Raw genomic sequence first — 14,009 nt, 5'->3', positions numbered from 1 at the left:
GAGTCAACGCAGGGGGCTGTAACCATGAAGGCTGTCGTTCTCGACACTGATGACCACTTCCGGGTCACCGAACTCGATGAGCCCGCCCCCGGTCCCGGCCAAGTGGCGATCCGGGTGGCCTATGCCGGGATCCAGTGGGGCGACACCATGGTCCGGGACGGCCACTTCGCCGTACCGCGTCCCTTCGTCCCAGGGTTCGAGGCATCCGGGCACATAGCCGCGGTCGGCGAGGGCGTCGACGCACGCCGTGTCGGTGAGGCCGTCACCACGCTGACCACGGCGGGCGCCTACGCCGAGGTGGTCCTGGCACCCGCCACGCTCACGTTGGGCATCGGCAGCATGCCGCTGAGGACGGCCGCAGGTCTCGGGTGGGGCGCACCGACCGCATACGACCTGATCAACACCGCCGCGCGCGTGCGGCCCGGCGAGAACGTTCTGATCCACGCAGCCGCAGGCGGAGTCGGCACGCTCGCCGCCCAGTTCGCCCGACTGGCCGGAGCCGACCGGATCGTCGGTGTGGTCGGCACCGCCGACAGGGCCGACTACGCCGCGCAGTTCGGGTACGACCAGCTCCTGCTCCGCGAGGAGTTCCCGGCCAAGCTCGGCGACGAGAAGATCGACGTGATCCTCGACCCGGTCGGCGGCTCGACCCGCACCGCCGGCCTCGAGCAGCTCGCAGCGCACGGCCGGCTGGTGGCATACGGCAACCTCGGCACGTACGAGCCTGTCCTGGCCAACACCAACGACCTGCTCATGCACGGCAAGTCGCTCGTGACCTACAACAGCAACCTACTCAGCCAGACCCACCCCGAGCGGCTCGCTGGCAGTGCCCGACGAGCACTCGGCTTCGTCGCCGACGGCCAGGTGCGCGTGGACATCACCGCCGAGTACGACCTGGCAGACCTGGCCATCGCCGTGCAACGCCTCGCCGAGGGCACCACCCATGGCAAGACCATCCTCCGCGTCGCCTGACAACACGCAGAAGGCGCCGACCCGAGGCGGCTCCCGCAATGAGCCCCGGCCAGGACGGGAAGGGATCACCTCGGCCGCGGGGAGCGTCCCCGTATGACCCCTCATCAGTGCTGGGCAACGGCCAAGGCCGCTGCCCAGCCTGCCGCCCCGCACAGTCACACCAGTCGCGTCGTGGGTGGGCAATGCAACTGTCACCCGAGCGTGCCGAGGCGCACTTGCAAGCCCTCGGGAATGAATCTCAGGATTTCGTGGCTGGCGATCAAGTCGGGATGATCACAGCTGCCCGGCCTCCGTGTGTACAGTTTTGAGGGAGTGTCAGTCGTATGTCTGTTACACAGCCTGGCGCCGAGCGCGTGCGCGTCTCCGCGGAACCCGACTGGTACGAGTCGGCCGGTATATCGCTCGGTGTCCGGGTCGGGAACTTGGTCTTCACATCAGGGCAGGCGCCGATTGACGCCCAGGGAGCCACGGTCGGCGCGGGGGACTTCGAGACGCAAGCCCGTCAGGCGCTCGCGAATCTGTCGACGGTCCTGACAAACGCGGGCTCCAGCCTCGCCGACGTAGTCAAGGCGACCGTGTTCGTCACGGACATCGCGCAGCAGGACATCTACGCCCAGTTGCGCGAGGAACACTTCCCGGACAAGCCTCACCTCGCGGAGTCGTTCGTGGAGGTCTCCTCACTCGCCAACCCTGAGTGGATGATCGAGATTGAGGCCATCGGACTCGTCGGGTGATCCTGGCCACTTAGGTCCTGTCTCTTGACCGTTGGTTGATATGTCTTGGCTGGCTACGCTGCTGCGATGACGGACAGCGAGTTGGTCGTTGACCTGCGGGGTCAGCGGCTTGAGACACTCGACGACTTCTGGGACGCAGTTACTGACTTCGGCGCATTAGGGTGATGCTGGGTCGTCGAAGGTCAGGCCGGTGCCTGCTATGAAGCCGTCAAGAGTGTCGGGCCGGTACTGAAGGCGTTTGAGCCGGTTGCGTACGAGGACTTCGAGCCGGTCGAGGGCGACGACGGCGAGGTTGGCCAGGCTGCGCTTGACATGTGCCCATACCCACTCGACGGGGTTCAGGTCCGGAGAGTACGCGGGCAGCAGGAATACCGTCAGCCACTCACGCTCGGCGATCAACTCACGCATGGCGTGGGAGACGTGGGTGTTCAGCCGGTCCCAGACCAACACGATCGGGGCCTTGACGAGGTGGTGGACACCGTCGATCAGCGCGATGAAGTCCCGTTCGCCTATGCTGCGGCGTTGTCCTTTGCCCGCGGGATGGGTGCGCAGGCGGTGGCACAGCCGGGTGCGGGAGCCGGGCCGCATCGCGATCAGTCCGGCCACCGACAGCCGTCCCGAGCGCCGCCCGCTCACCGTCACCTGCGGGGTGCGGCCGCGCCGGCCCCAGGTGCGTCCTTTGGGCGGTCGTCGCGTGAAGCCCGCCTCGTCCTCGAAGCAGACGTAGCCCCCGCACGCCGCCCGGGTTCTTTTACCTCGGCCCAGGTCGCCTCCTTCCACACGGTCACGGCCTGCTCGTCGCGCTCGGCCACCCGCCGCGCGGGCACCTGAGGACTGAAGCCGAGCCGGTGCATCAGCCTCGTGGCACCGCACCCGAAGACGCTGTAGGAGACGTGGAACTTCCTGCCGATCAGCGTGGCCACCCGGGCAGCCGTCCACACCTGGTCCTCCACCCAGCCATGCGCGGCTGGCCCCTCATCGAGGTACGCAGCCAGCTTTTCCAGACAGCGCGGGGACAGACGGCATCGCGATCCACTCGAGCCACGAGAAACCAGAGCCCGCACGCCACCGTCCCGCCACATCTGCTGCCACTGGTAGGCCGACTTCGGGCTTACCCTCAGGCGCCGTGCGACTTCCGGCGGCTTGATGTTCTGCTCGAACAGCTCCGCCGCCTGCATCCGTACCGTCTCCCGGCGCTGACGTCCCACAGGGGTCAGGCCGCCCCCATCCGCATACCTCATACACCACGGAATACAGACAACACTCCAGGCCCATCAGGGACTTTGAAGAAGATCACCCTAACGAGCCGAAGTCAGTACTGAGCCATGCGGATTGCCGAAGTGGTTCGGCCGAAACCTGGATGCCTGGTCGGACACGATTCACGCTCGCGGCATCTCGGAAGTGATCGACAGCCATGACGTCCTGGTCGTGCATGTCGACCGTCGGGGCCTGTTTGACGGTGGCCGCCGCGAAGCCCTGGCTCTGGCCGACGTCTTCGACGGGGAGCAGAACCGACTCGTCCTTCACACACTGATGTGACGACGTGGGTTCGCCTTGTTCAGCGTCGCGTCCAGATGAGGATGGCGGCGACGTGTAGGGCGGCCTGGTAGGCGACGGCGAGTTTGCCCGTTCGCATGGCCAGGCCGCGCCACTGCTTGATGCGATTGATGCACTGCTCAACCGTGTTGCTGTTCATGGCCGCGGCCGAGGGACTGTTGCCCGACAGCGCCAACGGGCTGTTCGGGCTGCTGCTCTGGGTTTGCCTGATGTTCGTGTGCTGGGCGCCGTTCTGATGGGTGATCTTCGTCCATCGATGCGCAGCCCGACTTCCTCTTCGTCGAGGACGGCGGCATCTTCACCTCCGTGGGCGCAGCCGCCGCCATCGACCTGTGCCTGCATCTGGTCAGAATCGACTACGGCGCGGCGGTCTCCAACACGGCCGCGCGGCTCGCGGTCGTCCCTCCCGTACGGCCGGGCGGCCAGTCCCAGTTCATCCAGGCACCGCTACCACCGGAACGCGGCACCTCGCTCGCTCCCACACGCGTCTGGGCGCTCGAACACCTCGATCGCCCGCTCACCCGCACCGACCTGGCCGGTCACGCCAGGACGAGCGTGCGCACCCTCACCCGGCGCTTCCACGCGGAGACGGGGCTGAGCCCGCTCCAATGGTTGCTCCACCGGCGCATCGACCGGGCCAAAGAACTGCTGGAGACGGCCGAACTGCCCATGAACCAGGCAGCCCAGAACAGTGCTTGGGCAGCGCGGACTCCCTCCGCAAGCACATGGTCGGCCGGGTCGGCCTCACTCCCACGGCCTATCGCGCGAACTTCAACCGAGCGCCCACTGGTGCCTCCAGCTGAGGTTGGCAGCATGACTACGCCGTGGTGGGGCACCCCGTCTGCACTGCGACATCCAGGATCAGGACGGCCTCATGGTCACCGAGGTGCTCGACGACGTAGTCCCGCACGTCATCGAGCACCCCGTCGGCATCCCAATCGATCCTGTTCAGCATTCGGCGGATGCGGTCCGGGCCTGAACGGCAGGCCTGTTCTGCCGGCGTCCAGCCGTTCTTCCGCCCCAAAGGTGCGAGCAGCCCGTGCAGGTAGGCCAGTGCCGACTCCCTCGGTTCCGACCTGCTGAACCGGTGGACCGAACCGCTCGTGGAGAGCGGTCAGTTCACCGGCCCATGACCTGACATCAGCAAGGCCCCCACCCGTAACCACACCGACGACCAACATGGCTAGCAGTCACGACAAGCACCGTTGCAGTAGTAGGCCGTCATCGATTCACGTGTGGGACGGGTCCCGTCAGGTGCGGGTCCAGCGTTGGTTGCTGCCGTTCGAGCAGGTGTAGAGCTGGATCAGGGTGCCGTTGGCGGTGCCGGCTCCGGCGGCGTCGAGGCAGAGGCCGGATTGGACGCCGACGATGGATCCGTCGGAGTTGAGACGCCATTTCTGGTTGTCGCCGCCCCAGCAGCTGTAGATCTGGACTTTGGTGCCGTTGCCGGTTCCGGCGGCGTCCAGGCACTTGTTGCCGTAGACCCTGAGCTCGCCTGCGGCGGTGTACGTCCACTGCTGGTTGGTGCCGTTGTGGCAGTCCCACAGCTGGAGTTGGGTGCCGTCGGTGGTGACGGCGCCGGGCACGTCCAGGCAGCGGCCTGAAGCGACCCCCCTGATCGGTCCGGAATCCGAAGGCGGCGTGGTGGAGCCGCCGTTGAGCGCGTTGAGTACGGCCGTGTAGGCGGGCTTCTTGCTGCCGTCGCCGTTGAACAGCAGCGGCGTCTGCTCCGCTCGCCAGGAGTCGGTGTCGCGCACACCCCAGACGGTGATGCCGAGGCAGCGCGGGACGGCCAGGCAGTCGTTGGTCACGGCGGCGTAGGTCGAGGCCGGGGCACCCTGGATGTCGAGTTCGGTGATGGCCACGTCAACGCCGAGAGCGGCGAAGTTCTGAAGGGTGGTGCGGAAGTTGCTGTTGTAGGGGCTGCCGCTGTTGAAGTGCGACTGGAAGCCGACGCAGTCGATCGGCACGCCGCGCTGCTTGAAGTCCCGGACCATGGCATACATCGCCTGGGTCTTGGCCCAGGTCCAGTTCTCGACGTTGTAGTCGTTGTAGCAGAGCTTCGCGGCCGGGTCCGCGGCGCGTGCGGTGCGGAAGGCGACCTCGATCCAGTCGTTGCCGGTGCGCTGAAGGTTGGAGTCGCGCCGGGCTCCCGAACTGCCGTCGGCGAAGGCCTCGTTCACGACGTCCCACTGGGCGATCTTGCCTTTGTAGTGGCTCATCACGCCGTTGATGTGGTCGATCATCGCCTGGCGCAAGGTGCTGCCGCTGAGGTTCTGCATCCAGCCGGGCTGCTGGGAATGCCAGGCCAGGGTGTGGCCGCGCACCTGTTTGCCGTTCTGCACCGCCCAGTTGTAGACGCGGTCGGCGGCGGTGAAGTTGAACTGGCCCCGCTGCGGTTCGGTGGCGTCGATCTTCATCTCGTTCTCGGCGGTCACCGAGTTGAACTCACGGCCCGCGATCGTCGTGTACGCCGAGTCGCCCAGCCTGCCGGACGCGATGGCGGTGCCGAAGTAGCGGCCGCTCTGCGCGGCCGCGGCGCCGAGCGTGCTCTCGGCGGCGTGTGCCGTCGGCGGCGCGACCAGTGCACCGACCACACTGAGGATGCCGACGGCCAGCGCTGTCAGCAGCCTGCTGAGCCTGTGGCGGACTGGGGGTGGGGGAAGGGCGTACGAGCCCATGACTGTGCCTCCAAGGTCGAAATCGCGGAAGGACTGAAGCGCAGGGGATTACGCGGTCCGCTCCCGTTCGGCAGGCGAACGGGGCGGGCCCGAGCCCGGGCAGCTCGGAATCACCGGACACCGCGGTCATGTGGCCTGGTCGATCTCAGCCGGCACTGGCTGTGACCGGTCGGCCGTCGGGCGACGTACGGCGGCGGTGTCTCGACACATGCCATGGGCTACTCCATCGCGCTCTCAGCCGGCGGACCGTCACCCGGCGTCCCGTGCCTCTCCGGCTGTGCGAAGAGCCCGGATGCGCTGGTGCGAACTTCACCGGAACGAAACGGGGTGTCGCAGGTGCGTTGGTGCGCGGATCTGTCGTGCAGTGTGCGTGGAGCTGTGCCGTGGAGCATGAATCCCGGACCAAGTGGTTCGATATGTCGAAAGCCGACCGGGGTCTCAGGCAGGGATGATTGGCGTATTGGCCGTGCATCGTCAATACTCCTCGCTGAAAAAGTTTCAGCTCGTTCGTCGCAACTTTCGAAGTGGCGCGGGTTCGGACGGTGGATCCTCGGCGTCATGGCCGCCGGATCGGGCGGGTCCAGGGCGGGGTCGAGGCCGATGAGCGGACGCTGCTTCCTCGCCGCCTCTTCGCCGGCGCGCCCCTGACGCTGGCGGAGGGGGCTTGACCAGGGGGCTCTGTATTCCTGGTGGTTCCGTCACGCGTTGCGATGCGCCCGACTGCGTGGTCTGCGGGCCTTCGTGCGGACCCGCTTCGCCGTTCGGGGCGCGGTGAACGAGCCGGATTCCTGATCGGATGCCGCGGGGATGCCGCGACGGGTGGGGTGTCTGAGCCTGGCCCGCGCGCGAGGCGGCGGGTTCGGGACCGTGGCCCGGGGGGCGCATTTTTGCCAGTGGACTTCCAAGAGGGTCGAGAATGCCTCGAATGTTTCGGACTTTGTAGCGACAGGTGCGAGAAGTATTGACGGGGTTCCGCGGCTCCCTATCATTCAGGGTGCTCGACAACTCGACCCTTGTTCGATATTGCGAACCCGTAAGGCGTCCTCTCGCACCGGACGGCCCGGGTCGCACCGCCCGCCCGCAGACGTTCGCAACAGATCGTGCCGCATGCGAATGTCATGACTCCGCCAACCCTGTCCCGTCGTCCTGCTCCGCCGTGTCACCCGAGTGCTCGGCGGTTCGGATCGGGGTACGCGGTTCGGCCTGCCCACGCCCCTAAACGTCGGGGCATCCACGAAAGAGTCCTGATGAACCCGCTCCAACACGTCGGACGCCGCAGAGCCCCGATCTCGGGCTTACCGGCAGCAGCGGCCCCACTGACCCCCGAGACCGTGACGGTCTCACCCGACGCCCGCCAAGCCTTCACCCCTGGCACCCATGCCGCCCGACAGCGAAGGGCGCCGCCGGTCTTCCCGAAGATCACGCGTGACCGGGACGTCACAAGAGGTCCGCCGCGGTGCTCACAGACCGCTGGCAAGACCGCGCTGCACCGACAGTCCGGACAACCTCCGACGAGGCCGACCGGAACCGCCTACTCAAGGGTGAGGAAGTCCCATGCACCGACGAAGTTTCAGCCGCAGGCATCCGTCTGCGGTGCTCGCCGCCGCGATTGCGGTCCTGGCCGCGCTGGCGGCCATGCTCGTCGCCACCCCCGCTCAGGCCGCTTCCACCGGCGCCTTGCGCGGTGTTGGTTCGAACCGGTGTCTCGATGTGCCGGGCGCCAGCCAGACCGACGGCACGTACCTCCAGATCTATGACTGCTGGGGCGGGACCAACCAGCAGTGGACGCTGACGGACAGCAATCAGCTCACCGTGTACGGCAACAAGTGCCTGGACGTTCCGGGCCACGCCACCACGGCCGGTACCCGGGTGCAGATCTGGACCTGCTCCGGCGGTGCGAACCAGCAGTGGAGGGTCAACTCCGACGGCACGGTCGTCGGCGTGGAGTCCGGGCTGTGCCTGGAGGCTGCGGGCGCCGGTACGGCCAACGGCACAGCGGTGCAGCTGTGGAACTGCAACGGCGGCAGTAACCAGAAGTGGACCGGCCTGACCGGGAACCCGACCCCGCCGGGCACGTGTTCCCTTCCGTCGACGTACCGGTGGTCCTCGACGGGAGTGCTGGCGCAGCCCGCGAACGGGTGGGCGTCGGTGAAGGACTTCACCACCGTGACCTACAACGGCAAGCACCTGGTCTACGCGTCGAACTTCTCGGAGTCGTACGGCTCGATGATGTTCAGTCCCTTCACGAACTGGTCGGACATGGCGTCGGCCGGCCAGACCGGCATGAACCAGGCCGCGGTGGCACCGACGCTGTTCTACTTCGCCCCCAAGAACATATGGGTCCTGGCGTACCAGTGGGGTGCATGGCCCTTCATCTACCGCACCTCCAGCGACCCCACCAACCCCAACGGCTGGTCCGCTCCTCAGCCGCTGTTCACCGGCAGCATCTCCGGCTCCGACACCGGACCGATCGACCAGACCCTGATCGCCGACGGCCAGAACATGTACCTGTTCTTCGCCGGTGACAACGGCAAGATCTACCGGGCGAGCATGCCGCTGGGGAACTTCCCGGGCAACTTCGGCTCGTCGTACACGACGATCATGAGCGACACGAAGGCCAACCTCTTCGAGGCGCCGCAGGTCTACAAGGTTCAGGGCCAGAACCAGTACCTCATGATCGTCGAGGCAATGGGCGCGAATGGGCGCTACTTCCGCTCCTTCACGGCCTCCAGCCTCAGCGGCTCGTGGACCCCGCAGGCCGCCACCGAGAGCAACCCCTTCGCCGGCAAGGCCAACAGCGGCGCCACCTGGACCAACGACATCAGCCACGGTGACCTGGTCCGCAACAACCCCGACCAGACCATGACCATCGACCCCTGCAACCTCCAGTTCCTCTACCAGGGCAAGTCTCCCACCGCGGGCGGCGACTACAACCGGCTGCCGTGGCGGCCGGGGGTCCTCACCCTGCAACGCTGACCCTCAAAATTGATGTGCCGCGGTCTGTAGGCGCGTGGGCGAGCGGATCACGGTGTGGGCCGTTCCATCCGCTGACCGCCGCTGACCGCTTCACCGCTTCGAGGAACCCCAGCCGTGCCCCGGCCGGGGTTCCTCTCGGCCCATACAGGCCGCCGACGCCTCGCAGGAGATGGCTGACAGAGCGTGAAGGATCGCCGCGAGGACGCGCGGCTCGGCACTGACCACAACTCCGACAGCGCGTGGCACTCGACTTGTTGTCCGGGCTCGCCTGCGGTGATGCCTTCGATGACCGCTGGCTCGGCACCCTGCGCCGCGAGGGCCCGGCGCCGTTGCCTGCACGGATCCTGCGGCCCGAGCCGACGCGATGGTGGAGCGACGACATTGCCCAGGCGCTCGTTGTCGTCCGAGAGTTCGCCGAGGGCAGCATCATCGACCAGGACTGCCTCGCCCTGTGCCTTGCCGAGGCATAGCCCGACGGCGCGCACCGCGGTTACGCAGCCTCCATGCACGACGTGCCGCAGGATCGGCGCGGGCGAGCCTTGGCGTCAGCTGGTGGCTGGACAATTCGGCTGCCAGGGCTCCTGGGAGAACTCCGCGGCCATGCGCGTCGCCCCGAGGCCGTGGCCCTTACGTCCGTGGGGCTGGTCGTGGAGCCGGTCGATCTCAGTGAGCACGTGGTCCACGTGCGGACGCACCTGTGCCTGCAATGCGTCGCTCCAGTTCTCCTCGGAGTAGGGACAGTTGAGATAGAGCTGCCTGGCGTGTTCAAGGGCGGGACGGTGCTCGGGCGGGAGCCGGGCAAGGACCCAACTGGCGGCGGCGTCCTTCGACGTGATCTGGCCAGTGGCGAGCGTCGTCCAGATACGGGCGAAGGTCAGCAGGACGTTGCGGGTGTCGTGGTCCAGATCGTCGAGCAGGCCGGGGATACCCGCCACGCTCGCCCGGACCAGGTCGGCCCGCGGAACCGGGTCGAGGACCTGCGCCGGGTGCGGGCCGGTGAGGGGGTGGTCGCCGGTCAGCGTCATGGTGATGAGCAGGGCCAGATCGGGCATCGGCTCCGGCTGGGGAACCTCCCCGGCCTCGTATGCGGCACGCAGCCACTCGCCGTAGAGGAAGTCGCCGGTCGGCGGGTACCGCCACGGCCGGACCTCGGACTGGACGACCACGGTGAGTTCGATGGGGCGTGCCTTGTTCCGGGACCCGGAGATCCGCAGCAGTCCACCCAGGAGTGCCCGTCGATCCTGCTCGTCCATGCGCCGCCGGGAAACGACGAGTACGTCTACGTCGCTGGCCGGCCTGAGTCCACCGAACACACAGGAGCCGTGGAGGTAGGCGCCGATGACATCTTCTCCCAGAACACCGGCGACCAGCTCCACGATCTGCTGAACCTGATTCACCGCACCAGCGTCTCGTGTCCTCCGGCCGACGGCACCGCAATTGTCTGGCTTCGGCTGGACAGGGCGATGCACCGAAGGCGAGGCGGGTTCCGGTGATGAAGCCGTCGAGGGTGTCTGGCCGGTACGGGAGGCGTCTGCGTTGGCTGTCCCGCTGGTGGGGAGCCGGGCGCATGATCGGCTGGTGCATGAGCGCCAGCCGCAGCGCATGCGACTGCAAAGCCTGGCCCCCGCGCTTCGGAGCCCGCCTGAACCGGGCACCTGTCGGCATGATGAGCCGATGCCTGACCTGCGGTAACTCCCGCAGTAGCCGGTGCACACGCGAGAGGCCGTGCATTGGCTGACGGCTCGCACCGCGTTCACGCGCTGGCGGACTTGGGCTAGGGGGCGCGCCCGCTGCGGCGGCTTTCTAGAAGCCGGTTGTGCCTCCGCAGCAGGCGACGGTCTGGGTCTGGTCGGCGTTGGCGAGTGGTGCTACCGCGAGTACAACCGCCAGTGCCACGAAGAAGCCGACTACGGCCTTGCGCACTCTTTCCTCCTGATCGCTGGTGTCCGGTGCCGGTTGAAGCGGTCGTTGTTTCAGATGCGCGAGACTGAGGCCTGGTTGCGCGGGAGTTGCGGCTGTTGAGTGGAACAGATCAGCGTCTGGTTGGCCCCGGACGGGAAGCGGTCGTGCCGCAGCGGTCTTTGCCGGCCGCGCGGCGGTGTCAACGGTCTGGCCGCCGCCGTCCCGAGCGCCGGCAAAAAGATCACCTGCTGAGTAATCGGTTGAGGGCATGCAGGATGTCCGATCAGCTGCTGAGAGGGTGGCGTAGGCGGCCGTGTTCGTGGTCGAGGCGGCGGGCGTCTTTCGCGGACGGCAGGTGCCTTTGCTTGGACAGCAGGTGTTCACCACCTCGGGAGGAGCGTGAGCAACCGTCGAATCGAACATGTCTGGAAGCTGACGCGTGCTCTGCGGCCGTCCGTCAGGTTCCGCCCAGCGCCCGCCGGAGGCGGCCTTTGGCCGGGGGTTGGGCGACCGGCGTTTCGCGCTCGTGTTCCAGTTCGCCGACGGTGATCCGTACGTGGGTCTTGGACGTGATGGAGCTCTTCGTGTCGTTCGACCAGTACGAGCGGCCGACCTCCACGAGCCAGGCCGTCTTGGCTATCCGGAAAATCCGTCGGCCGTAGGCCTCGGGCTCCTGCGCCTCGTGCCCGGATTTACTGCACGTGCGGGCAGAAACGCTCGGGTTCGCGGAATCTCAGATGGCTGAAGGCAAGAACCCGCACGCGAGGTAGCCGTTGGACAGCTTCTGGCGGGCGGTTCAGGAAATTGGAAGCCGAGGGGTCTACCTTTGATCTTGGCCAGTGCTCCGGCGTTTACGCCGGGGGTGAAGGCCATCTCAAAATGGGTGTGACCCGCAGCGAAGCACGGGTCTGCACTGTTCAGCTCATCCCACGGGGCGTTTCTGCCGCTCGATGTACTGCTGTACGACGGTCACAGGCGCCCCGCCGCAGCTTCCGGCGAAGTACGAGCCAGACCAAACGTGCCCGCCCCACAGGTACCGGCGCACGTGCGCGTCGTAGTCCTTGCGCAGCAAGCGGGCGGAGATGCCCTTGAGGGAGTTGACCAGCTTGGAGAGTTGGACTTTCGGCGGGTAGTGCACGAGCAGGTGTACGTGATCCTCTTCACCGTTGAACTGCTTGAGGTCCGCTTCGAAGTCCGTGCAGACCTCTCGCATGATCTCTTCGCAGCGAGTCAGCATCTCGTCCGTGAATGCCTTGCGTCGGTACTTGGTGGCGAACACCAAATGCGCGTGCAGGTTGTAGACCACATGACGGCCAGTGCGTACGTCCGGGTTCGGGTTCCAGCGTGGTGCCATGAACCAAGAGCGTAGAGTGATCGTAGTGAGTGAACTCGGTTTGCTGAAGCGGCAGTTCGGGCATCGCGCCCGACTGGCTCTGAGCCCTGCCGAGATCCGGCTCATCGATGACCAGGCGCATGCGGCCCGTACCCTGTGGAACTGCCTGCACTCCTGGTGGCAGATGACGCCGAAGAGCGACACGAAGCTGTCTGTCGCTGATGCGGCGATCCGGCAGGCCCGCAAGGACCTCGATTACCTCGCCGTCCTCCCCGCACAGGCCGCGCAGGCCGTCTTGAAGACGTACCTGCGCGCCTGGGTGAACTGCTGGGAAGGCCGGGCCGACGAGCCGAACTACAAGGGCCGCTTCCGCTCGTCGATGTCCGTGGACATCCCGCAGGGCCGGGACCTGAACATCGTCCGCGTGCACCGCCGGTGGGGCATGGTCAACATTCCCAAGGTGGGCCGGGTCCGCTTCCGCTGGACCAAAGACCTCCCGGTCGGCAAGCGGGCTGACAAGGAGAACCGGATCACCGGCGCCCGCCTCGTCAAGGAAACGAACGGCTGGCACATCGCCTTCCGCGTCCAGAGCCTCGAACGCGCCCCCGAGCCCCACCAGGGGCCGGCAGTCGGCATCGACACCGGGCTGAACATCCCCCTGGCCCTGTCCAACAAGGACCACCAGGACCACGGGCGCCCGCCCAGGCTTGCGGACGGCACCGCCGACCGGGACAAGTGGCTGACCGGGAAGGAGAAGGCCAAGCTCCTCAAGCTGGAGCGGCAGGCCGCGCACCGCAGGACGTTCCGGAAGCGCGGGAAGAAGACCTCCAAGCGGTTGCAGCACACCTACGACCAGATCAAGCAGCTCCGAGCAAAAGCCACGCGACGAGCCTTGGACTGGCAGCACCAGACCACCACCCATCTCGCCCGCACCTACGGCGTGCTGGTGGTCGAACAGCTCAACATCCTCGGCATGACCAAAAGCCCGGCCCCCAAGCCCGCCCCCGACCACGAGGGCGCGTTCCTGCGCAACGGGGCCAGGGCGAAGGCCGGACTCAACCGCTCCATCGCCCAAGAGGCGTGGGGTCGGACCGTGACCCTACTGACGTACAAGACCGCCCGCTACGGCGGCCGGCTCGTCAAGGTGCCCGCCCCCCACACCTCCCAGCGATGCTCCGCCTGCGGATTCACCACCCCCCGCAGCCGCGAGAGCCAGGGACTGTTCTTCTGCAAGAACCCCGACTGCGGCTGGACGGCGAACGCCGACTGGAACGCGGCTCGGAACATCTTGCACCTGTACCGGATCGGCCACGTCGTCGTGGAGGTCCCGGCCGCCGGAAGGCGCGGTCGCAGGGCGGGCAAAACCGTCAAGCCTGTCACCGCAAGGTAGACGGGAATCCCCTTCCTGAGCATGCGAAGGGAGGGGAGAGCTTCAATCGTTTGAGTTCGGCAGGTACGCGGCGAGTGTCGGAAGGCGCCGCCGTCGGGCGGGACGAGCGGTGGGGGCCCGCGCACTCATGCGGGTTACTTGGGATCGCGCTTGAACGACGCCGTCGACCAGCGGTAGCCGAGCGTGGCCAGGCCGATCGACCAGGCGACCATGAGCCACCCGTTGTGGCCGACTTCGATGCCGAGCAGGAGGCCGCGCAAGGGCTCGATGTCGGGCGTGAACGGCTGGTACTCGGCGATCGGCTGGAACCAGCCCGGCATCGCGTCGATCGGGGTGAACGCAGTGGAGATGAGCGGCAGGAGGATCAGCGGCATCGCGTTGTTGCTGGACGCCTCAGCGTTCGGGCTGGCCATGCCCATCCCGACCGGATCCAGGTGAGCGCCAGGGCGAAGGGCGCGAGCAAC

10 protein-coding genes and 5 pseudogenes are annotated in these 14,009 nt (G+C 67.0%); 7 read left to right on the top strand and 8 right to left on the bottom strand.

Going from position 1 to position 14,009, the window contains the following annotated elements; all coding sequences use genetic code 11:
• The first annotated feature begins 24 nt into the window (after positions 1–24).
• Positions 25–972: a quinone oxidoreductase family protein gene (locus BN159_RS01625; protein WP_015655133.1), complete on the top strand. Its 948-nt coding sequence runs from the start codon at positions 25–27 to the stop codon at positions 970–972.
• A gap of 353 nt (positions 973–1,325) precedes the next feature.
• Positions 1,326–1,706: a RidA family protein gene (locus BN159_RS01620; RefSeq protein ID WP_231905557.1), complete on the top strand. Its 381-nt coding sequence runs from the start codon at positions 1,326–1,328 to the stop codon at positions 1,704–1,706.
• A 156-nt stretch (positions 1,707–1,862) separates the two neighbouring features.
• Here the strand turns inward: BN159_RS01620 and BN159_RS47850 are convergent.
• Positions 1,863–2,947, bottom strand: a protein-coding gene (locus tag BN159_RS47850) for an IS630 family transposase (RefSeq protein ID WP_456339966.1) whose coding sequence is annotated in 2 segments (ribosomal slippage) — positions 1,863–2,443 and positions 2,443–2,947 — 1,086 coding nt in all. Because the reading frame shifts where the segments join, the coding sequence is not laid out codon by codon here.
• Between the two features lie 67 nt (positions 2,948–3,014).
• Between BN159_RS47850 and BN159_RS01605 the strand changes: the two are divergent.
• Positions 3,015–3,245, top strand: a pseudogene (locus BN159_RS01605) (barstar family protein); the annotation flags it as partial.
• Positions 3,246–3,264: 19 nt separating this feature from the next.
• Here the strand turns inward: BN159_RS01605 and BN159_RS45600 are convergent.
• Positions 3,265–3,399 (bottom strand): annotated as a pseudogene (locus tag BN159_RS45600) (IS5/IS1182 family transposase); the annotation flags it as partial.
• A gap of 113 nt (positions 3,400–3,512) precedes the next feature.
• On the opposite strand from BN159_RS45600, the pseudogene BN159_RS43485 reads away from it, so the two are divergent.
• A pseudogene (locus BN159_RS43485) lies at positions 3,513–4,066 on the top strand (helix-turn-helix domain-containing protein); the annotation flags it as partial.
• 50 nt (positions 4,067–4,116) lie between these two features.
• Here the strand turns inward: BN159_RS43485 and BN159_RS43480 are convergent.
• Both BN159_RS43480 and BN159_RS01600 read right to left on the bottom strand, forming a co-directional pair.
• A pseudogene (locus tag BN159_RS43480) lies at positions 4,117–4,444 on the bottom strand (transposase); the annotation flags it as partial.
• A 69-nt stretch (positions 4,445–4,513) separates the two neighbouring features.
• Positions 4,514–5,944 (bottom strand): endo-1,4-beta-xylanase, encoded by a 1,431-nt coding sequence (locus tag BN159_RS01600; protein WP_015655126.1) that lies wholly within the window; start codon positions 5,942–5,944, stop codon positions 4,514–4,516.
• A 1,554-nt stretch (positions 5,945–7,498) separates the two neighbouring features.
• Between BN159_RS01600 and BN159_RS01595 the strand changes: the two genes are divergently transcribed.
• Both BN159_RS01595 and BN159_RS42625 read left to right on the top strand, forming a co-directional pair.
• Positions 7,499–8,920, top strand: coding sequence for a non-reducing end alpha-L-arabinofuranosidase family hydrolase (locus BN159_RS01595; RefSeq protein ID WP_015655125.1), 1,422 nt, complete (start codon positions 7,499–7,501; stop codon positions 8,918–8,920).
• 239 nt (positions 8,921–9,159) lie between these two features.
• On the top strand, positions 9,160–9,390 hold the full coding sequence (locus tag BN159_RS42625; RefSeq protein ID WP_015655124.1) for a hypothetical protein: 231 nt from the start codon (positions 9,160–9,162) through the stop codon (positions 9,388–9,390).
• A 75-nt stretch (positions 9,391–9,465) separates the two neighbouring features.
• Here BN159_RS42625 and BN159_RS01585 read toward each other — a convergent pair whose 3' ends face one another.
• The 3 genes from BN159_RS01585 to tnpA all read right to left on the bottom strand — a co-directional run bounded on the left by BN159_RS01585 (position 9,466) and on the right by tnpA (position 12,176).
• Positions 9,466–10,317 (bottom strand): aminoglycoside adenylyltransferase family protein, encoded by an 852-nt coding sequence (locus tag BN159_RS01585; RefSeq protein ID WP_015655123.1) that lies wholly within the window; start codon positions 10,315–10,317, stop codon positions 9,466–9,468.
• A gap of 962 nt (positions 10,318–11,279) precedes the next feature.
• Entirely contained in the window at positions 11,280–11,441 is a 162-nt protein-coding gene (locus BN159_RS45595; RefSeq protein WP_157901055.1) for a hypothetical protein, read from the bottom strand.
• A gap of 303 nt (positions 11,442–11,744) precedes the next feature.
• A complete protein-coding gene (gene tnpA, locus BN159_RS01580; RefSeq protein WP_015655121.1) occupies positions 11,745–12,176 on the bottom strand; it encodes an IS200/IS605 family transposase in 432 nt (143 codons plus the stop codon).
• Positions 12,177–12,201: 25 nt separating this feature from the next.
• Here tnpA and BN159_RS01575 point away from each other — a divergent pair, with 25 nt between their 5' ends.
• A complete protein-coding gene (locus BN159_RS01575; RefSeq protein WP_015655120.1) occupies positions 12,202–13,545 on the top strand; it encodes an RNA-guided endonuclease InsQ/TnpB family protein in 1,344 nt (447 codons plus the stop codon).
• Between the two features lie 134 nt (positions 13,546–13,679).
• Here the strand turns inward: BN159_RS01575 and BN159_RS01570 are convergent.
• A pseudogene (locus BN159_RS01570) lies at positions 13,680–14,008 on the bottom strand (ABC transporter permease); the annotation flags it as partial.
• Between the last annotated feature and the right edge of the window lies 1 nt (position 14,009).

This window comes from Streptomyces davaonensis JCM 4913 (genome assembly GCF_000349325.1).
In the GTDB taxonomy this organism is placed as follows: Bacteria; Actinomycetota; Actinomycetes; order Streptomycetales; family Streptomycetaceae; genus Streptomyces; species Streptomyces davaonensis.
The sequence above is the reverse complement of the archived record's forward strand: the minus strand, read 5'-3'. Positions and strand labels throughout refer to the sequence as shown.